General features: G+C 39.8%; 15 protein-coding genes. 14 read left to right on the top strand and 1 reads right to left on the bottom strand.

Annotation, left to right across the window (positions count from 1 at the left end):
- Positions 1 to 427 precede the first annotated feature (427 nt).
- Entirely contained in the window at positions 428 to 1,552 is a 1,125-nt protein-coding gene (locus V7L29_RS28650) for a hypothetical protein (RefSeq protein ID WP_334737589.1), read from the top strand.
- Positions 1,553 to 1,729: 177 nt separating this feature from the next.
- On the opposite strand, the gene V7L29_RS28655 is transcribed toward V7L29_RS28650, so the two are convergent.
- Entirely contained in the window at positions 1,730 to 3,133 is a 1,404-nt protein-coding gene (locus V7L29_RS28655; RefSeq protein WP_334692146.1) for a response regulator, read from the bottom strand.
- A 751-nt stretch (positions 3,134 to 3,884) separates the two neighbouring features.
- Between V7L29_RS28655 and V7L29_RS28660 the strand changes: the two genes are divergently transcribed.
- The 13 genes from V7L29_RS28660 (at position 3,885) to V7L29_RS28720 (ending at position 19,961) form a co-directional block, all read left to right on the top strand.
- Positions 3,885 to 4,559 (top strand): vWA domain-containing protein, encoded by a 675-nt coding sequence (locus V7L29_RS28660; protein ID WP_334692147.1) that lies wholly within the window; start codon positions 3,885 to 3,887, stop codon positions 4,557 to 4,559.
- A 50-nt stretch (positions 4,560 to 4,609) separates the two neighbouring features.
- Positions 4,610 to 5,392: a PP2C family serine/threonine-protein phosphatase gene (locus tag V7L29_RS28665; protein ID WP_334737590.1), complete on the top strand. Its 783-nt coding sequence runs from the start codon at positions 4,610 to 4,612 to the stop codon at positions 5,390 to 5,392.
- A 57-nt stretch (positions 5,393 to 5,449) separates the two neighbouring features.
- On the top strand, positions 5,450 to 7,618 hold the full coding sequence (locus tag V7L29_RS28670) for a tetratricopeptide repeat protein (protein WP_334692149.1): 2,169 nt from the start codon (positions 5,450 to 5,452) through the stop codon (positions 7,616 to 7,618).
- A gap of 324 nt (positions 7,619 to 7,942) precedes the next feature.
- On the top strand, positions 7,943 to 8,716 hold the full coding sequence (gene rfbF, locus V7L29_RS28675) for a glucose-1-phosphate cytidylyltransferase (protein ID WP_334737591.1): 774 nt from the start codon (positions 7,943 to 7,945) through the stop codon (positions 8,714 to 8,716).
- Between the two features lie 102 nt (positions 8,717 to 8,818).
- Positions 8,819 to 10,033, top strand: a complete 1,215-nt coding sequence (gene lhgO, locus V7L29_RS28680) for an L-2-hydroxyglutarate oxidase (protein WP_334692151.1) — start codon at positions 8,819 to 8,821, stop codon at positions 10,031 to 10,033.
- Positions 10,034 to 10,463: 430 nt separating this feature from the next.
- A complete protein-coding gene (locus tag V7L29_RS28685) occupies positions 10,464 to 11,492 on the top strand; it encodes an NAD-dependent epimerase/dehydratase family protein (RefSeq protein ID WP_334692152.1) in 1,029 nt (342 codons plus the stop codon).
- 197 nt (positions 11,493 to 11,689) lie between these two features.
- A complete protein-coding gene (locus V7L29_RS28690; RefSeq protein WP_334692153.1) occupies positions 11,690 to 12,958 on the top strand; it encodes a class I SAM-dependent methyltransferase in 1,269 nt (422 codons plus the stop codon).
- A 202-nt stretch (positions 12,959 to 13,160) separates the two neighbouring features.
- Complete coding sequence (locus tag V7L29_RS28695) at positions 13,161 to 14,114, top strand: glycosyltransferase family 2 protein (RefSeq protein WP_334692154.1); 954 nt, start codon at positions 13,161 to 13,163, stop codon at positions 14,112 to 14,114.
- A gap of 85 nt (positions 14,115 to 14,199) precedes the next feature.
- Complete coding sequence (locus V7L29_RS28700; RefSeq protein ID WP_334692155.1) at positions 14,200 to 15,207, top strand: glycosyltransferase family 2 protein; 1,008 nt, start codon at positions 14,200 to 14,202, stop codon at positions 15,205 to 15,207.
- Positions 15,208 to 15,258: 51 nt separating this feature from the next.
- A complete protein-coding gene (locus V7L29_RS28705) occupies positions 15,259 to 16,110 on the top strand; it encodes a phytanoyl-CoA dioxygenase (protein WP_334737592.1) in 852 nt (283 codons plus the stop codon).
- A gap of 365 nt (positions 16,111 to 16,475) precedes the next feature.
- Positions 16,476 to 17,033 carry a dTDP-4-dehydrorhamnose 3,5-epimerase gene (rfbC, locus tag V7L29_RS28710; protein WP_334692157.1) on the top strand — a complete coding sequence of 186 codons (558 nt, stop codon included), beginning with the start codon at positions 16,476 to 16,478 and terminating at the stop codon, positions 17,031 to 17,033.
- A 61-nt stretch (positions 17,034 to 17,094) separates the two neighbouring features.
- The gene (locus V7L29_RS28715) at positions 17,095 to 18,333 is read left to right on the top strand and encodes a glycosyltransferase (protein WP_334692158.1); all 1,239 of its coding nucleotides are present in this window, start codon (positions 17,095 to 17,097) and stop codon (positions 18,331 to 18,333) included.
- A 314-nt stretch (positions 18,334 to 18,647) separates the two neighbouring features.
- A complete protein-coding gene (locus V7L29_RS28720) occupies positions 18,648 to 19,961 on the top strand; it encodes an NAD(P)H-dependent oxidoreductase (RefSeq protein ID WP_334737593.1) in 1,314 nt (437 codons plus the stop codon).
- The last annotated feature ends 46 nt before the right edge of the window (positions 19,962 to 20,007 follow it).

Consider the following 20,007-nt stretch of genomic DNA (forward strand, 5'->3'; position numbering starts at 1 on the left):
TCTTTAAAACTCGATAAAACCTCATCATTAATATTTTGTCACTCAAAAGACTACAAAAATCAAGCTTGACTCTTTTTTGTAGTGGAATTGCATTGTATTGTAGTACTCAAAAGAGATAAATTTGCCCTGTTTGAGCCGAAAAAGCACTACTAAAACTGCCTCTAAAGCATTCACCATAAGGATTATCGGGCAATTTTGCTGAAATCTGCCTGAACAATATCAAAAGAATGGCCAATCCCATCTAAATTTTATTCATTTGAAATGTAAATCTGATTTTGTATAGTTTTGCTAGGTGTGATACTTGCTGTTTTTATCAGTATTTCTTTATTGAAGATGAAAGTTAAAAAATGCTTTCATTCTTGTCGTTAATCTTCCTATTGATGGAGGAATTTTAGTTTGAGTAATAAGTAATAGGAGTTTAATTCTAATGGCAACTTCTGACAATAGCAATCAAACTGCCGGGTCACAAGGTAGTAGCAATACTTCAACTGGTAATGGCAATTTTTCTTTCAGTGATGGCAAATGGCAGTCTACCAATGGCAGCAGTTTAGATGGTGGCGGTAGCTTTGGTGGCGCTGCTAGTGGTAGTAATATCTTCGCTTCCTTCATTGGTGGTGGCAACTCATCCACAATCAGTAAAGATGGAAAGTACGCCTACAATTACCAGCGACCACTCGACGAGCGGGCTTTAACTGATACTAATAATCCGTTCAATCAACTGATCAAAGTCCTTGGCGGTGATACCAGCGCATTAGGTGGTAGCAACCCTTTTGCTGGTGTTAGCACATCTGGTAGTGGTAGCAACCCCTTTGCTAGTGGTAACGCATCTGGTGGTAGTGCCTCTAATGCTAACAATACCGCCGCTAGCGGCAACCTTCCTGGTAACTTACCATTTGGCAGCACTCCCCCCTCCAAGGAAAGTGGTAGCAACCTACCTGAAACAGGCAACGGTCTACCTGTACCTTATAACAGCGACAACTGGGTATTTGATATTCAAAACTTAGATGGTGCAAATGCTACTGGTAACAGTGGTCAAGGTAACGGCAACTGGTTATATGGTAGTAACAACACAACCGATGGTAATGGTAACTGGAATTTTGGTAGTAGCAACACAACCAACGGTAACGGTAACTGGAACTACGGTGATGGTGGCAAAACTGAAGGTAATGGCAACTGGAGCTTTGGTAACGATAACACAACCTCCGGTAATGGTAACTGGAATTTAAGCAATAACAACGACATCTTTGGTAATGCCAATATACAGACTAGTAGTAACAATGACATCCTTGGTAATGGCAACACTGCTAGTGTAACTAACAGCAATCTCCTTGGAAATCGGATTGAAGCCAGTGGTGATGGCAAAACACTCGTTGGTAATGAAGGCTGGAATTTTCCTGTTAGTGGCGAACTGATATCGCTAGGTAGTACTACGCCCAACCAAGCTATCGGCACTGATGTCAGCAGTTTACTCAGCAGTCCTGACCTTGTAACATCCGCCATGTCAAATCCAGGCTACAACAACCCAAATTATGATTTCTCTGCCATATCCTAAAACTTTGTAGCAGACAAAAGCCAGTTTTTGCATCGGTTAGCCTGTCTATTGTGCTGCATTTACAAGCTTCCAGGCTATTTGCAATTAATTAATGTGGGTTCAGCCCAATACTACTCGGTTAATAAATTTAATTGATTTATCTTCACTAGCTCAAAATCGTTAGGTTTGGTGGTTGATTTAAGTCAAATGCATAAAGACTATTTTCAATAATTCGGCGCGAGTAAACGGTTTGGTGAGATATCCAGATGCCCCGACCAATTTCGCTTTTACTTTGTCTACAATTCCTTTACTCCCGGTAACAAAAATGATGGGAGTCTTCTGAAAAATTGAATTATTTCGTATAATTCGACACAACTCATAACCATCGATTCCTACCATATTTAAATCCAACAAAATTAAGTCCGGTTTGTGCCTGATAATTGACAAAGCGGCTTTTAGTGGATCGTTGATAGTCACTACAGAAAAATTTTCATTTTCTAAGAAATGGCTAATTTCTTTGAGAATTGTGGGGCTATCATCTACAGAAACGATTTTATGGAATTTTTGTGCTGTTACAGTAGCAGTCGTTACTCTTTGGGAAGCAAGATTTATGTTATTTGATATTGTTGGTTCCTGAAAGTTTTCTTTAGGAGGAGCAGAAATCTGTGGTAATCGTTGAACAGCAGCTATATTCTCTTCATAAATATCTGGGTAAGAGTTGACGGTAGTACTTAGTTTTTCTTTGGTATCAACTAATGTAATTAATTTTGAGAAAAGTGTAGGCGTAGCCCGTCGTAGACATCGCTCTTCAAATATCTTTGGTAATTTATCAAATGGTGGATCAGGTTCATGCAAGATAATCCCGCCATTAACGATGTAAGGGTATAAATTGCGAGCCAGTTGGATTTCATCTTGATTCAAAATCGCAGCTAGATGACACAGGCTGAAACCCTTCATCCAACTAGTTAAATCTGGCTGGATATGTGGTAAATCTTTTTCCTCAAGTTTGCTATTAATCAACAGATATGGACGTTGATATGGAGAGGAAATTTTAGGAACAAAAGTCTGCCAATTCTGTAATCTTACTTGGCAACGTTCTAGAATTTTTTCTACATCTAGCCGACAAATTTTTGGCATTCTATTAAGTGGTTCTGTTAATTCATAAGTCCCTTCTTTGATTAGCAAAAATGATTCAATCACTTCTTTAACTAATTCTTGAATCAGCACTGCTGCTTGTGTAGAATGTAGATGTTGTTCACTAATAAGCCAGGATATAGCCTGATACTCAGGAGGGTGGCTTCTCGAATTCCTGTTATGTTCGATTAACTGACTGTGTGAGTCACGTTCAAACATCAGACGTAATTGAACACGAACCTCGCTGGTAAGTAGTGGAATTTGGTGGCTAAGGCGACGCAAATGACGTTCTAATCGCTCAAAGGGTTCCACTGAATGGGTAGCGTAAGTTATTTTGCCCTGTTCTAGGTAAATTGACCAAGAAACTGAGTTACTTAATGCTTGTAAACAAGTACTGTCGGAGCAATTGGATAACTGTCTTAACAAACTTAGAGGACGTAGTTTGGTGAATGCACCTGAATTATTCATATTTTTCAACTTTTTTGCGGAATCAACAACCGAACATTTGTAAATTGAAAATATCAGCTATGAAATACTCTCTTCTTTGTAATATTTCTCTACTCACAAATTATTTCTTTTAAAATATGTATATATATTAAAAATTATAAGTTTTATAACTAATTCGTTACATTTAGCACATTCTACTTGATTTATCTCAGAAAACAAGTAAGTGGGTATGAATAAAGGTAAATACTTATCATGGCTAGAGTAATAGTAGATGTTGCTTGCTTCAGAATTTTACTCACTACCGACAACTATTGAATGAAGGCTATAATAATGACGTTTATTTATGCCCACTCTTTTAAAGAGACAAATTCGATTCAAAGTTCGCGCAGTTACACTGGTATACTTCTAAAGCTAATGATCTTAATTATGGTTAATCAGTTTTCTATAAAAAAACGATTCTCCTACATAAAATCTTTAAAAACTTATCTAGGAAAGTTTACGTATTTATTGTACTGTAGGTTTAAGGGATATAAATTTTTGGTAGATACATTACAACAGATAATGCTGGGTTTTGATAAACTCTTTTTTGCTAAAGTAAGCTGTACTCAAGTTATTCTTAAATTTATAGTGAACTTCATGAAAATAATTTGTTTAATAAAGATTACAGCATCTACCACTAGATACTATATCCTTTAGTCGCTGAGACCACTAAAATTATATACTCTGAGAAAAGGGAAATAAAGCTTTGGACTTTAACATAACACAAAAAGTTATGCATGATACATTAAGACTTGATGAAGTAGTAGAATTTGCTGAGAACCCAGAACCACGTTGTCCTTGTGTGCTCTTGCTAGACACATCTGGCTCGATGCAAGGAGAGCCGATTGAGGCTTTAAATCAGGGTTTACTAAGTTTAAAGGATGAATTAGTCAAAAATTCCTTGGCCGCAAGACGCGTGGAAGTGGCGATCATAACTTTTGATAGTAATATCAATGTAGTACAAGACTTTGTGACTGCCGATCAATTCAATCCGCCTATTTTGACAGCACAGGGCTTGACTACGATGGGTGCAGGAATTCATAAAGCTTTAGACATAATTCAAGAGCGTAAATCTCAGTATCGTGCTAATGGTATTGCCTACTATCGTCCTTGGGTATTTATGATTACCGATGGAGAACCGCAAGGCGAATTAGATAATGTGGTAGAGCAAGCAGCCCAGCGCCTACAAGGAGATGAAGCAAATAAACGCGTAGCATTTTTTACAGTAGGTGTAGAAAATGCGAATATGACGCGTTTAAATCAAATAACTGTGCGTACCCCCTTGAAGCTCAAAGGATTGAATTTTATCGAGATGTTTGTCTGGCTGTCAACTAGTATGTCAGCTGTTTCCCATTCGCAGGTGGACGAACAGGTAGCACTACCGCCAATTGGTTGGGGGACTGTTTAATTAAAAATCGCAGCTTGATGTTTACACAGCTAGCTGTTGTCAAAAAATCTATGAACATATCAAAACAGATTGCTCAATGGCAGATTGTGGCTGCGTCTGTATGTGGTACAAGTCACTTAAAAAACAAGCAGTTATGTCAGGATGCTCATCACTGGCAGATATTGTCAGATAATGTTTTAGTGGCGGCCGCAGCAGATGGCGCGGGTTCTGCTAGCTTTGGGAAAGTGGGAGCGATGGTTGCTGTGGAGACAGCAATAGAAAACATTTCCACCAAAAAACTCACCCGAAAAATTTTGACTGATGATGCCTATGTGCGATCGCTCTTAAATGATGCCATACTAGCTGCCAAAAAAGCTGTGGAGGGTGAGGCGGCTACTTGTAACAAACAGCCTCAAGATTTAGCAACTACCTTAATTATGATGGTTGCCACACCAGAAGTTGTAGCTGTGGTACAGATAGGTGATGGTTTGGCAGTGGCAAAAGATAGCATGGGCAACCTCCTGGCACTGACTATGCCTGAGAGCGGCGAATACATTAATCAAACCACTTTTTTAACTTCGCCTAATGCCTTAGATACAGCACAGATGAGAGTCTGGCGCACAGACATAGTAAACGTTGGTATAATTACTGACGGATTACAAATGTTGGCTTTGAATATGGTTGTTGGCGAACCTCATAAACCGTTCTTTTTTCCGCTGTTTGAATTTGTCGCCAATACCGAGGACAAGACACTAGCAAAAGAGCAATTGGTAAAATTTTTACGCTCAGAGCGGATTACGCAACGCACCGATGATGATTTAACGCTCATTATAGCCGCATTCAACGACTCATGAGCAATCAATTTACAGGTTTCACATCTTACAATAACTTCCGTTAGCGGTAATTTCATTATGCAGGTACTACGTTGTTCCCCTAGAAAAGAAATCCTCAGTCTCAATGTTAGTTTGGGGCGTGGGGGTGAAGCTTGCGTTTATGCAGTGCCATCCAATAACGACTTAGTGGCAAAGATTTACCACAAGCCAACCGCTGCCCATGCTGATAAACTCCAGGCGATGCTTGCCAACCCGCCAGAAAACCCTACGGCTAGTTTAGGGCATATTTCTATCGCTTGGCCAGAGGATTTATTACGGGCAGCAGATGGCAAAAATAGCATCCTGGGCTTTTTGATGCCACGTATTCAAGGAATGCGTCCAATCATCGACTTTTACAACCCCAGAACCCGTCGCCAACACTGCCCCCTATTCAACTATCAGTACCTGCTCCGCACGGCTCGTAACCTGGCGGCGGCTTTTGCAGCTTTGCACGCTAGTGGATATTGCATTGGTGATGTAAATGAGTCCAATATCCTCGTCAGTGATACAGCACTGGTGACTTTGATAGACACAGACTCTTTCCAAGTAACCAACCCAAAAAACAATGTTGTTTATCGTTGCCCAGTAGGTAAACCAGAGTTTACCCCACCAGAACTACAGAATAAAACTTTTGCCCAGCACGATCGCGAAATCTCTCACGATTTATTTGGGTTAGCGGTGCTAGTATTTCAACTCTTAATGGAAGGCACCCACCCATTTTCGGGGATTTTTCAAGGTGCGATTGAGCCACCACCTTACGAAGCACGCATTGCATCGGGTCATTTCACTTACAGCCAAAAGCGTTACGTACCCTACCTGCCTACACCTATTGCCCCCCCTTGGGAAATTCTCCATCCCAGCTTACAGAAATTATTTGTCCGTTGTTTTGAAGAGGGTCACAATAACCCACTGCTGCGCCCCAGTGCCCAGACTTGGCTCTCAGCAATAGCTGAAGCCGAAGATTCCTTGATTACCTGTACGACAAATCCCCAGCATCGCTACAACAACCACATGCGTAGCTGTCCGTGGTGTGAACGTACCGTGCGATTAGGCGGACGCGACCCCTTTCCATCACATCGGGCTATAGAAGCTAGAGAACATCTACAACCGCGAATCAAACCGAAAAAGCACTACACCCAGACACCGCGTTTGCCACAGCGAGCCATGTCATCGCACCTAGCTAATTATTGGCAGCCAGTAATTACGCCAAGCCGTTCATATTATAAACCTTCCAAAAAGTCAAAATTGTACCCGATTATTTTTTGCTTGCTGGGTTTTGGTTTTTTGGGATATGCAGACGTAATGATTAAATTTACTCAGCCGTTGGTTTCGCAAAATGCTTACACCCAACAGGCATTGAATTCTCGCCAGCCAAATAACAAACTCAGCTTCGCTGATTACTATCAACAGGGTGACGCTGCTTACAAAGAGCGAGACTATGAAAAAGCAATTGTCAACTTTACCCAAGCAATTGAACAAGACCCTACACATGCCAGAGCTATTGTCAATCGTGGCAATGCCCGTTATAACCTGAAAGACTACGAAGGAGCAGTTGTAGATTATAGCCAAGCTCTCAAAATTAACCCCAATCAAATCAAAGCTCTTGTAAATCGGGGCAATGCCCGCTATATGCTCTCTGAATATAGCAACGATCCTGATATAGAGTATAATCTTGCGATCGCCGACTATAATCGAGCCATCGGTCTGGATAATAATGAAATTGAAGCTTATATCAGACGGGGAATTGTCCGCACTCAAATGGCTAAATACAGCGGGGAATCTCAACAAGCTTACAAAAGGGCGATCGCAGATTTTACTCAGGCAATAAAACTTAATGTATCCAAAGCAGAAGCTTTCTTTCAGCGGGGCGTTGTTTATTATCAAATTGCTCAATATAGTAGCAATTATCAGCAAGAATATAATCAAGCGATCGCTGACTTTAACCAAGCATTAACTATTAGTCCCAAACTAGCAAAAGCGTATCTCAAACGAGGTATGGTTCGCTATGAATTGGCACAATATGGCGGTAGTGAATCTAATAAAAACCAGACGAAAGCCATCGAAGATATACAAGCATCTGCTAAAATCTTTCTTGAGCAAGATGATATGGATAATTATCAGCAAGCACTCAGTAACATGTGTGTAGTCGTAGAAAATAAATGTGACCCTTTATTCCAAGGCTCAAGTAATCCAGAAAAAACTAACTAAAAACAAGTAACTTTTATTACTTGTATATTATTGGTTTTGATTTCAGAAATCAAGCCTGACTAGGGTTAGCTGGTGCTAATCCTAGTTATTTTATGGATGACATTTTTATTAAATTGAGTAATTTATTTTCCTATTTATAGATATTCATAGAGCTTTTATATAGAAAAGATTTTAATTTATATTTCCTTCATAATTTTGCCGAAAATTATAGTTAGATTATTGACGGAGAAAAAGAAAACAGAAATCAATTTTTCTCTATCTAAGTGCATCCTCTTCATGTCGAGAAAGTCAAATAATATCCCTACAAATCTCCGAGGTAATTGCATGAAAGCGGTGATTTTGGCTGGAGGGCTTGGTACACGCCTCAGTGAAGAAACTAGTATCAGACCCAAGCCGATGGTTGAGATTGGTGGTAAGCCAATTCTCTGGCACATAATGAAAACTTACTCCGCCCACGGCATTAATGACTTCATCATTTGTTGTGGTTACAAAGGTTACGTAATTAAAGAGTATTTTGCTAACTACTTCTTACACATGTCAGATGTTACCTTTGACATGCGATTTAACCAGATGAACGTGCATTCTGGTTATGCCGAACCCTGGCGTGTCACTTTAATAAATACGGGTGATAATACAATGACAGGCGGACGCTTAAAGCGAATTAGTGAACATCTTGGTAATGAAACTTTTTGCTTCACCTATGGTGATGGTGTAAGTGATATTAATATCACCGAGCTAGTTAACTTTCATAAACAGCAAAATACCTTAGGAACACTCACGGCGGTTCAACCAGCCGGACGTTTTGGAGCTATTTCCTTAGGATATGAGCAAACTAAAATCACCAACTTTCGAGAAAAACCTGAAGGTGATGGAGCTTGGATTAATGGCGGTTATTTTGTGCTAGAACCAGAAGTAATCAATTTGATTGCTGATGACTCTACGGTGTGGGAGCAAGAGCCATTAGAAAAGCTAGCTGATATGGAACAGCTAGCTGCTTTCAAACATGATGGTTTTTGGCAACCGATGGATACTTTACGCGATAAAAACTATCTAGAGGGGCTATGGAATAACAGTCAGGCTCCTTGGAAAGTATGGTAGAAAGAGAGTTATGAGTTATGAGTTATGAGTTTTAACTCCTCACTCCTAACTACTAACTCCTGACTTTATAGATTTACTGTAATTTCAAATACAATAATACTAATGTATGATTTTACAATTATAGGTGGGGGAATAGTTGGACTCTCGACAGCGTTGGCTTTAGGAAAACGCTATCCCAATGCCCGTATTTTAGTACTCGAAAAAGAGAGTCAATGGGCATTTCACCAAACAGGCAATAATAGCGGGGTGATTCATTCTGGTATTTACTACAAGCCAGGGAGTTTCAAAGCTAAATTTTGTCGTGACGGTTCTCGTTCAATGGTAGAATTCTGTAGAGAGCATGGAATTGACTATGAAGTTTGCGGTAAGGTAATTGTTGCAACTGACTCTCAAGAGCTACCACGCTTAGAAAATCTCTACAAACGCGGCTTAGACAATGGCATAGAAGTCCAGAGAATCAGTCCCGAAGAAGTCAAGGAAATTGAGCCTCATGTAAGATGTGTAGGTGGAATTCGGGTATTCTCAACTGGTATTGTTAATTACAAGCAAGTTTGTTTCAAATACGCCCAGCTAATTCAACAGCAGGGTGGGGATTTATACCTGAATACAAAAGTTCTAAAAATCTCCCCAAGTGGTAAAAATCAGGTACTGGAAACAAACAACGGTAGCTTTGAAACACGCTTTGTAATTAATTGTACTGGATTGCATAGCGATCGCACTGCCAAATTAGGTCAAGTTGAACCCCAAGCAAAAATTGTCCCCTTCCGGGGAGAATACTACGAACTCACACCAGAAAAACGCTATCTGGTCAAGACACTAATCTACCCAGTTCCCAATCCAGATTTCCCCTTCCTGGGTGTCCACTTTACCCGGATGATTGATGGTAGCGTCCATGCAGGGCCAAACGCGGTTCTGTCGCTCAAACGCGAAGGTTACAAAAAAACCGACTTTGACCTGCGGGATTTTGTTGAAGTCATCACCTATCCCGGTTTCTGGAAGTTAGCAGCAAAACACGCTGATGAAGGTATTCAAGAAATCATTCGTTCCTTTAGTAAAGCAGCCTTCACTAGAAGTTTGCAAAAACTAATTCCAGAAGTTCAAGCAGAAGATTTAGTTCCCACCCATGCAGGAGTCCGCGCTCAAGCCTTAATGAACGATGGCAAGCTTGTAGACGACTTTTTGATTGTTTCCGGTCAAAACTCCATCCATGTTTGCAATGCTCCTTCTCCTGCTGCCACATCGTCTCTAGAAATTGGCAAAGCGCTTGTGGCAGAAATTCCTCAACTCTCGCATTTAGACAGTGTAGTAACTGCATAGATAGTATAGCTATTACTTCCGGGGCTGCTGAATTAAGGGATGAATCTTGTATGGTGGGCATCTTTGCCTGGAAATACAAGGCAAGATACCCATCCCACAAGAATAAAAGTGTAGTGCATCAATTAAGAACCACTATAGAGTGCTGTAAGCCTGCAAAAGGTTTTAGTAACTACGTAATGACTATTAGCCTAGTCATATACAGCGCTTCTGTGTTGAGTTCAATGACCTAACCCCCAACCCCTTCCCTACAAGGGAAGGGGAGTAAAATTCAAAGCCTCTCTCCTCTTAGGAGAGAGGTTTGGAGAGAGGTTATTGCATACAAACGAAAAATATAGCGGTTCCCTTCTCGATGCACACGCTGTAGGGCGTATATCTGTGCGCCCCTACTAAACGAAGAATTTAACTCATCAATACAAAGGCATTAACTACAATGAAAATATTAGTAACTGGAACAGAAGGCTATCTTGGTTCGTTATTACCTTCTCTGTTAATTGAACGGGGACATGAAGTTATTGGTCTAGATACCGGTTTCTATAAAGTTGGTTGGCTATACAACGCTAATGGGGTCACACCCAAAACCCTCAATAAAGATATCCGCAACATCACCCCTGAAGATTTGGAAGGTGTCGAAGCAATAGTTCACATGGCGGAACTCTCCAACGACCCAGCTGGACAATTGGCACCCAATATTACCTACGAAATTAATCATATAGGTTCACTTCGTCTAGCTAGTCTGGCTAAGGCTATGGGTGTGCGTCGTTTTGTATATATGTCTTCGTGCAGTGTCTACGGTGTTGCTACCGCAGGTGATGTCACAGAAGAATCCCCAATTAATCCTCAAACAGCCTACGCAGAATGCAAAACTCTGGTAGAAAGAGATGTCAGACCACTCGCTGACGATGATTTCTCTCCCACCTTTATGCGGAATGCCACAGCCTTTGGTGCTTCTCCCAGGATGCGCTTTGATATTGTTTTAAACAACTTAGCAGGCTTGGCATGGACTAGCAAAGAAATCAAAATGACCAGTGATGGTACACCTTGGCGTCCATTAGTCCACGCACTGGATATTTGCAAAGCAATAGTCTGCGCTTTAGAAGCACCACGGGACATTGTACACAACCAAATCTTCAACGTGGGAGATACAGCAAACAACTATCGCGTCAAAGAAATCGCTGAAATTATTGCTGATATTTTCCCAGATTGTAAATTGTCCTTTGGTAACAACGGCTCAGATAACCGCAGCTACCGGGTATCCTTCGAGAAAATCAACACAATCCTACCCGGATTTAAGTGTGATTGGAATGCCCAACTTGGTGCCCAGCAGCTATTTGATTTATTTAGTCAAATACATATGGCTGAAGATACATTTTTATTTAGAGGATTTACTCGTTTAAAACAGCTAGAGTATCTAATTCGTACTGAACAAATTGATAAAGATTTCTTCTGGAATAAAAAGTAGCTAGACTTAGCTATTAGTATGTAAATAAATAATCTAATCATAGAAATTATTTGAAATTTTCATATTAATAAAGTGGAAATTACGAAGCGATTAAATCAGGATTTACATATTAATAGCATCAAGTTTTCAAAATTAATAATATTTGAGTCAGACTTTTTTCACCCATCAAATTATTTGCAATCAGTGAGTTGAAATTTATGGCGATCGCAAAATGTCGTTTCAGTGGTCAACCTCTGCACCAAACCTTTATTGATCTAGGAATGTCACCTTTAGCCAATGCTTATCTTAGGGCAGAACAGCTAAATAATGCCGAAAAATTTTATCCTCTCCATGTTTATGTCTCTGAAGACACTCTTTTAGTTCAATTAGAACAGTTTGAAACTCCCGATTACATTTTTAGCGACTATGCTTACTTTTCTTCTTACTCAGTAAGTTGGCTAGAACATGCCAAGGCTTACACTGATATGATGGTAGAAAAGTTTAACTTTAATCATCATACTCAAGTTATTGAAATTGCCAGCAACGACGGCTACTTACTACAATATTTTTTAGAAAAAGGAATCCCAGTTTTAGGAATAGAACCAGCGGCAAATATTGCCAAGGTTGCTGAAGATAGAGGCATTCCTAGTATCAACAAATTTTTTGGAGTTGAAACTGCCAAAGAACTTGTGATCCAAGGAAAACTGGCTGACCTTTTAATAGGCAATAATGTTTTAGCTCATGTACCGGATCTAAACGATTTCATTGCTGGGATGAAACTCATTCTCAAACCCAATGGCATTTTGACAATGGAGTTTCCTCACATTTTACAACTCATTCAAAAAAATCAGTTTGATACGATTTATCATGAGCATTTTTCTTACTTCTCATTCCTGACTATCGAAAAAATTTTTGCAGCACATAACTTGCAACTTTTTGACGTAGAAGAATTACCAACTCATGGCGGTTCACTAAGAATTTATGCCAAACATGATCATGCTGATAATCCCAGTATTAGTGAACGAGTTAGCCATTTAAAAGCAAAAGAAATTGCTGCTGGACTGCATCGGATAGAGACTTACATTACATTTGCTGAAAAAGTCAAAGAAACAAAGCACAAGCTATTAAATTTTCTCTTGACGGCTAAAGCAGAAGGTAAATCAATCGCTGGTTATGGCGCACCAGCTAAAGGCAATACATTGCTCAATTACTGTGGGATTGGTAAAGATTTTATCGATTACACAGTAGATTGCAATCCCTACAAGCAGGATTTATTTCTACCTGGAACTCATATTCCTATCTTTGAACCAGATAAAATCCGCCAAACCAAACCAGATTATGTCCTAATTTTACCTTGGAATCTCAAGGAGGAAATTATGGAACAAATGGCATTTATTAGCGAGTGGGGTGGACAGTTTGTAGTGCCAATTCCTGAAGTAAAAATTTACCCATGTTCTGTTCCGGATAAGCTTTTAATAGCGTCGTAATTACTAAATATAAGTCAGATAACGCCTCTAATTATTAATTTTTATTTGTTTTACTAATAAACAAAATTTAATAAGTAATTAAAAGGCGTATATCCTAAAAAAGTTTTGTTTTCAAAAACAAAAATAAAGACCGGAAAGCATCTCGTTAATTACTCAGTTGCTGTTTTTACTGATTCTTATTAACTAAAGATTTAAACTCAATATGAATAAATTACTTACCATTGGTATTCCTACATTCAATCGTGCCCAGCTTCTAGATCAACAACTTACTTGCATAGCTAAAGCTATTAAAGGATTTGAGTCTGACTGCGAAATCTTTATTTCTGATAACTGTTCTACAGATAATACCCAAGAAGTAATTAAAAAGTGGCAGTTAGCTCTCAATAATGTCACATTTACATCCAATAAAAATAGTGAGAATATAGGCGTAATGGGTAATATTGCCTGTTGCTTAAAAGCCCCAACTAGTAAATATGTTTGGACAATTGGTGATGATGATCCCATTCAGGAAAGAACTCTAAATTATGTGTTAACAACACTGAAAAAACATTCAGATTTAGCACTAATGTTTTTAAACTTCTCTGGTCGCCAAAAACGAACAGGTCAACTTGTTGTAGAACGCTGGTTGAATAGTGATAACGACGAGCTAAGAGTTGATGGTAAAGCTGTATTTCAAGGTTATCTGAAGGAAAATTTTGGTGGTGTACTTTTTATATCAGCAGCAATTTATCGTACAAATATAGTACAACAAGCTTTACAAAAGTGGCCATCTGCTACTAGTAATTGGGCATCTCAAGCATATTGGACTGGGTTTTGTGCTGCTCATGGAAGTGTCATTGTCACTAAAGACACTTATTTAGAATGTACTATGGGGGCTAGTCTTTTGGATCTTGATCCAACATGGAATTTTAGAATGCGATATGCGTATATACCTGAAGTTTATATAAAACTACTAAAAGTAGGATATCCTCAGAAATTTTGTCAGGAAATGATTTGGCAGAATTTCCAGCAAAAAACTGACTTGAAAATCTTATTAGGTGCTTTAAAACGTTGGCCTTTATTGACAATAAAGATATTTATTCCTTACCTGCGTTTGTTAAGCATATCAGCTTGGGCAATTCTTTTTCCACCCAAGCAGCTAAAGACTAGCCAGTAATTTAGTATGTTGATTGCCAAGCTATTGTTAACACTAGTTCTTGGTGATAACTAATCATATACCAATTTAACTACTATTTATTCCCATGCATAAATTACTGACCATTGCCATACCAACTTATAATCGTGCTGAGTTACTTAATAAACAGTTAGCATGGCTGGCTCAAGCTATTAAAGGTTTTGAAGATGACTGTGAAATTTTAGTTTCTGATAATTGTTCAATAGATAATACTCAGGAAGTGATCCAAAAATGGCAACTAACACTTAGCAATATCACATTTAAATCAAATAAAAATTTAAAAAATTTAGGTGTAGTCAAAAATATTATGTATTGCCTAAATTCTACAACAACAAAATATGTTTGGACAATTGGTGATGATGACCCAATTCAAGATAGAGCCATTGCTTATGTAATTAGCAAACTTAAGCAACATGAAGATTTATCATTATTGTTCCTTAACTTTTCCGGTCGTAACCAAATAACTGGTTCACCAGTCCATCCACCAACAATTGTTGGTAATCGCTGGTTTGATGTTGATAGTGAAGATGGTGGTGGTGATGGTAAAACTATATTTGAGCATTGTTTTTCAAAAAGTATCGGCGCAGTCATTTTTCTGACTGCTACAGTTTACCGTACTGACCTAGTAAAGCGTGCTCTACAAAGTTGGCCAGACGCTGAAAATAACTGGATATCTTTAGCATATTTAGCCGGATATTGTGCTGCTAATGGTAGTGTAATTGTCACTCAAGAGACTTATTTAGAATGTATTGTTGGTGTGAGTTATTGGCAGAAAGAACCAAAATCTGCACTGTTAATGCAATACAAACACATACCCGAAGTAATTTTAAAGTTGGAGAAAAGTGGATATTCTAAGCAGTTTTGCAGGCGGATGCTTTTGCAGAACGGCAAAGAAGTTAACGTGAAAGTTTTTTTGGGTGCTTTAAGAAGATGGCCTATGTCCGCCATCAAAACAGTAGTTCCATTTTTGGCTTTAGTCAGCTTGTGTGCTTTTGACGTGATGGTTTCTAAAGAGTTCAGATTAGCAGAATCAAATGAAATATCTACTCAAGAAATGCGGAGTTATGAGCCATAAGCTACTGATTTTGTGAAAAATATACATCAAAAACTAGGAGGAATTTACACCATGTTGAACGCAATTAAACACAAAATATCTATGCTGTCTTCTGATTTTGAATACTACCTAGCCCGTTGGAAGCATAGCAGAAAATTGCCAGTATTAGAAGAAGGCGATCGCTACATTCTCAATACTCTTAAAAAAGATGGCGTTTGTGTCACAACCCTGGCAGATTTAAAGTTCAACTCTAGCTCGGAACTGCTCAAAGCTGCTTACCATGAATTGTCTCAGATGGAAAATTTAAACAACGACCATATAGAGCAAAAGTTGCCACAAATTTACACAGTTACAGGGTTACCAGAATTTTATGCCTGGGGAATCGAGAAAAGGCTACTCAATATTATCGAAAATTATATCGGTCTTCCCATTGCTTTTCACGGTGTACATTTACGTAAAGATTTCAAAAATAAACATCAGTTTGGGACGCTGCTATGGCATAGTGATGCAGAAGACCGTCGGATTATCAAAATTATTATTTACTTGAATGATGTAGAAGAAAAAACTGGGCCTTTTGAATACATTCCCCGCTCTTTAACTCCCTTATTTAGTTGGAATTATTTTCGGCTTTACTACAAACTTTGGAAAGCAGGCTATATGGGTATCGATGATCAAGAAGTAAAACCAGTCATCCCCAAATCAGCTTGGAAATCCTGCCCAGGCCCAGCAGGTACAGTCATTCTTGTAGATACGAAAAATGCTTTGCATCACGGCACAGTCCGCACAGAAGACCGATCAACACTATTCTTGTGTTACACCGCCAATCCCCCCGAACGACCAGACCTCTGCACCCAATACTGGAATGATACTTATCCCAGAGCAGAGTTACGCTCTTCATTAGATGCAGTTAAAGTTTCGACTTAAAAACGTAAATTACTCTTTTCTTACCAGAAGAATATCTAATTTAAGTAACCGCAGAGAGAAGTTGGAGCGGGGGCTTCCGCCGATCTGAACTTCGGTGGGCGCAGAGAACACAGAGGAAGAGAAGGAAAGGGGTTACACCCTATGAAATTTATAGGTTTAGGACTGACATCAAAATATCTCTGAAACTCTCATATCTTTGCGCCGCGCCAGGTGCTACCCTACGGGAACGCTAAGAGCGAACAAGTCGGGGAACCCGCCCAACGCACTGGCTTCTCTGCGCCTCTGTGGTTCGTTTATTTTCTGGCGCAAACACTAAACAGTGAGCAAGTATTTTCTGTACTCAACATTCATCTCCAAGGAATTATATGATTTTTACCGAAACCGCACTCAAAGACGCATTCATTATTGATTTAGAAGAAAAACCAGATCACCGTGGTTTTTTTGCCCGGTCTTTCTGCGCTGAAGAATTTGAAGCACACGGATTAAAGCCAACAGTTGCCCAATGTAACCTGTCTTTTAACTACAAAAAAGGCACTATCCGAGGAATGCACTATCAAATTCTTCCAGCAGCAGAAACGAAATTAATTCGCTGTACTAAAGGTGCTATCTATGACGTAATTATTGATATGCGTCCTGAATCTCCCAGCTTTTTATCACACATCGGTGTAGAACTAACCCCAGAAAACCGCCGCGCCTTGTATGTTCCTGAAATGTTTGCTCACGGCTATCAAGCACTCACAGATGAGACTGAAGTCGTATATCAAGTGGGTGAATTTTACACGCCAGGGTATGAGAGAGGTTTACGCTATGACGACTCATTCTTTAATATTGATTGGCCTCTAGATGTGACTGAAATATCTGAGAAAGATTTAAATTGGCCTTTGTTGAGAATGATGACTGTTGGCGGTACAGCTTCCAGATAACTATAGGCTTTTTGTTTACGCCTCTATGTGAGAGTAAAATAATTAATTTAGGTAGAAATAAATGCCAAATACAATTCTATCTCGTGTCGGTAATACTATTTCTTTTGTCTCCAAAAAAGTCCAAGCACGCATTAATTATGCTAAGACTTTGCAAGTTGTTTCTTTGAAACCCAAACAGCCTTCCAAAGGAAATGTACTTCTTTCTTATCGGATTGAACCATTTCTCATCAAACCAGGTCAACCTATCCCCAATGACCAGAGTTGGAACTGGGAATGTCTACTAATCGCCCAAACTTTTTTAGACCTGGGCTATAACGTTGATGTTATCCAGTTCCACAATGATAAATTCGTTCCTCAAAAAGACTACGCATTTTTCATTGATATCCGTCATCGTCTAGAAGCACTTGCACCAAAACTGAATAAAGATTGCATCAAGATTTTCCACGTTGACATTGCTAATATGGTATTTCGCAATGCAGCTGAATGCAACAGACTTCTAGAACTCCAACAGCGCAGACGAATTACCTTACGTCCCCAGCGATTTGAGACGCCCAACTTGGGAATTGAATATGCCGATTACGCTACCGTATTGGGCAATAATTTCACAGTTGATACATTCAAATATGCAAATAAACCAATGTATCGTATTCCCATTTCTTCGTCACTCGTTTATCCCTCTCCTGACGAGAAAGACTTTGAAGCGGTAAGAAAGCGTTTTCTGTGGTTTGGTGGTAGTGCTTTAGTTCTCAAAGGATTAGACTTAGTTTTAGATGCCTTTGCCCAAATGCCGGAATACCATTTAACAGTTTGTGGCCCGGTAAGTAATGACAAAGAATTTGAGCAAGCTTTCCATAAAGAACTGTATGAAACACCTAACATTCACACCTATGGTTGGATTGATGTTAGCAGCCCTGATTTTTTAAAGGTTACAAAGAATTGTTTGGGACTTGTTTATCCTTCCGTTTCTGAGGGACAGGCAGGAGCAGTAATAACTAGCTTGCAAGCCGGATTAATTCCGATTTTAAGTTACGAATCTGGTGTGGATGTTCATGATTTTGGTGTAATTTTCGATAATCTTTCCCTTGAAGAAATTAAGGCGAAAGTTAGAAGTATTTCTAATTTGCCTGTTGAAGACCTAAAGCTTATGTCTCGGAAGGCTTGGGAATATGCGAGAGCAAATCATACCAAAGAAAAGTTTGCCCAAGCCTACAGAAATGCTGTGGAGCAAATTATCGAAAATCACAGCCAGAAAAAACAGACTTGTTCTATAGCATCTAGCAAACAACCAGTTAGCATTTAGTCCTGGCGATTAGAAATCGCACGCCAGTTGCTCATGGGGGAAACCCCCATCGCCTTTGGCGTCTCCCTTTGGGAGAAGACCGCACTGGCTTGGCTATACAAACCAAGTGCGCTTGCGCGGACTGATGAGAATTAAGAGTTTCAAACCCGCGCAGGCAAGTTTTGCCTGTATAGCCGTGACTTATGGTCACTTGGTGCAAGCTAATCCTAATTCACCATGAAAATGTACTTAATATTTAGCTGTAACAAATTATTAAGTGCAAATTTATAGAGAATTTGTATCACAATAAACAGTTCTATAAAGGAGTTTAGTTCATGATTATTATTGATCGCGCCTTACAAGCCCGTGCAGCAGCAGGCAATCCCATCAAAGTGGGAATGATTGGTGCTGGTTTTATGGGTCGAGGAATTGCCAACCAAATTGTTAATTCAGTGCCAGGAATGGAGTTAGTTGCTATCTCCAATCGTCAAATTGATGCAGCTAAACAAGCTTATTCGGAAGCCGGAATTGAGGATATTCAAGTTGTTGCAACTGTCAGCGAGTTAGAAGATGCGATCGCTAACGGTAAATATGCAGTCACAGAAGACGCTAAGTTACTGTGTCGGGCCCAGGGCATCGATGCATTAATTGAAGTCACAGGTGCAGTGGAATTTGGCGCTCAAATCGTTATGGAAGCGATCGCCCATTGCAAACATGTGATTATGATGAATGCCGAACTCGACGGCACCATTGGCCCGATTCTGAAAGTGTATGCCGATAAAGCAGGCGTCATCCTCAGCGCTTGTGATGGCGATCAGCCAGGGGTACAAATGAACCTCTACCGATTTGTGAAAAGCATTGGTTTAACTCCCTTATTGTGCGGTAACATTAAAGGACTCCAAGACCCCTATCGCAATCCCACCACCCAGGAAGGATTTGCTAAACGTTGGGGTCAAAAGCCCCACATGGTGGCCAGCTTCGCTGACGGAACCAAAATTTCCTTTGAGCAAGCGATCGTTGCCAATGCCACAGGCATGAAAGTTGCCAAACGGGGAATGCTAGGATATGACTTCAGCGGTTATGTCGATGAAATGGCCCAGATATATGATGTTGAACAACTCAAGGAGCTGGGCGGCATTGTCGATTATGTAGTTGGAGCAAAACCAGGCCCAGGCGTATATGTATTTGCCACTCACGATGACCCCAAGCAACGCCACTATCTCAACTTATACAAATTAGGCGAAGGCCCGCTTTACAGCTTCTATACTCCTTATCACCTCTGTCATTTTGAAGTTCCCCTGTCCGTAGCGCGTGCTGTCCTATTCGGTGATGCCGTTATGTCTCCACTCGCAGGCCCGCTAGTAGATGTGATCACTACCGCCAAAATTGACCTGAAAGCAGGAGAAACCTTAGATGGCATCGGCTACTACATGACCTACGGACAATGTGAAAATTCCGATATCGTTCAACAGCAAAATCTCCTACCAATTGGTTTAGCTGAAGGCTGTCGCCTAAAACGAGATATTACTAAGGATCAAGTCCTCACATACGAGGATGTAGAATTGCCTGAAGGCAGACTTTGCGACCAACTACGAACTGAGCAAAACACTTATTTCGCTCCAGAAAAAATCTTGGTAGCAGTTGGGTAATATCGGTTTCAAAAATATTTGCAACAAATAAATTGGCTGTAGGGGC

The sequence above is a fragment of the Nostoc sp. genome (assembly GCF_036916575.1).
In the GTDB taxonomy this organism is placed as follows: domain Bacteria; phylum Cyanobacteriota; class Cyanobacteriia; order Cyanobacteriales; family Nostocaceae; genus Nostoc.

Bases quoted from the DNA above. Each gene is read 5' to 3' on its own strand.
- rfbC (WP_334692157.1), top strand. From the start codon at position 16,476: ATGATTTTTACCGAAACCGCACTCAAAGACGCATTCATTATTGATTTA.
- V7L29_RS28650 (WP_334737589.1), top strand. From the start codon at position 428: ATGGCAACTTCTGACAATAGCAATCAAACTGCCGGGTCACAAGGTAGT.
- rfbF (WP_334737591.1), top strand. From the start codon at position 7,943: ATGAAAGCGGTGATTTTGGCTGGAGGGCTTGGTACACGCCTCAGTGAA.
- V7L29_RS28695 (WP_334692154.1), top strand. From the start codon at position 13,161: ATGAATAAATTACTTACCATTGGTATTCCTACATTCAATCGTGCCCAG.
- lhgO (WP_334692151.1), top strand. From the start codon at position 8,819: ATGTATGATTTTACAATTATAGGTGGGGGAATAGTTGGACTCTCGACA.
- V7L29_RS28655 (WP_334692146.1), bottom strand. From the start codon at position 3,133: ATGAATAATTCAGGTGCATTCACCAAACTACGTCCTCTAAGTTTGTTA.
- V7L29_RS28705 (WP_334737592.1), top strand. From the start codon at position 15,259: ATGTTGAACGCAATTAAACACAAAATATCTATGCTGTCTTCTGATTTT.
- V7L29_RS28715 (WP_334692158.1), top strand. From the start codon at position 17,095: ATGCCAAATACAATTCTATCTCGTGTCGGTAATACTATTTCTTTTGTC.
- V7L29_RS28665 (WP_334737590.1), top strand. From the start codon at position 4,610: ATGAACATATCAAAACAGATTGCTCAATGGCAGATTGTGGCTGCGTCT.
- V7L29_RS28720 (WP_334737593.1), top strand. From the start codon at position 18,648: ATGATTATTATTGATCGCGCCTTACAAGCCCGTGCAGCAGCAGGCAAT.
- V7L29_RS28690 (WP_334692153.1), top strand. From the start codon at position 11,690: ATGGCGATCGCAAAATGTCGTTTCAGTGGTCAACCTCTGCACCAAACC.
- V7L29_RS28660 (WP_334692147.1), top strand. From the start codon at position 3,885: ATGCATGATACATTAAGACTTGATGAAGTAGTAGAATTTGCTGAGAAC.
- V7L29_RS28670 (WP_334692149.1), top strand. From the start codon at position 5,450: ATGCAGGTACTACGTTGTTCCCCTAGAAAAGAAATCCTCAGTCTCAAT.
- V7L29_RS28700 (WP_334692155.1), top strand. From the start codon at position 14,200: ATGCATAAATTACTGACCATTGCCATACCAACTTATAATCGTGCTGAG.
- V7L29_RS28685 (WP_334692152.1), top strand. From the start codon at position 10,464: ATGAAAATATTAGTAACTGGAACAGAAGGCTATCTTGGTTCGTTATTA.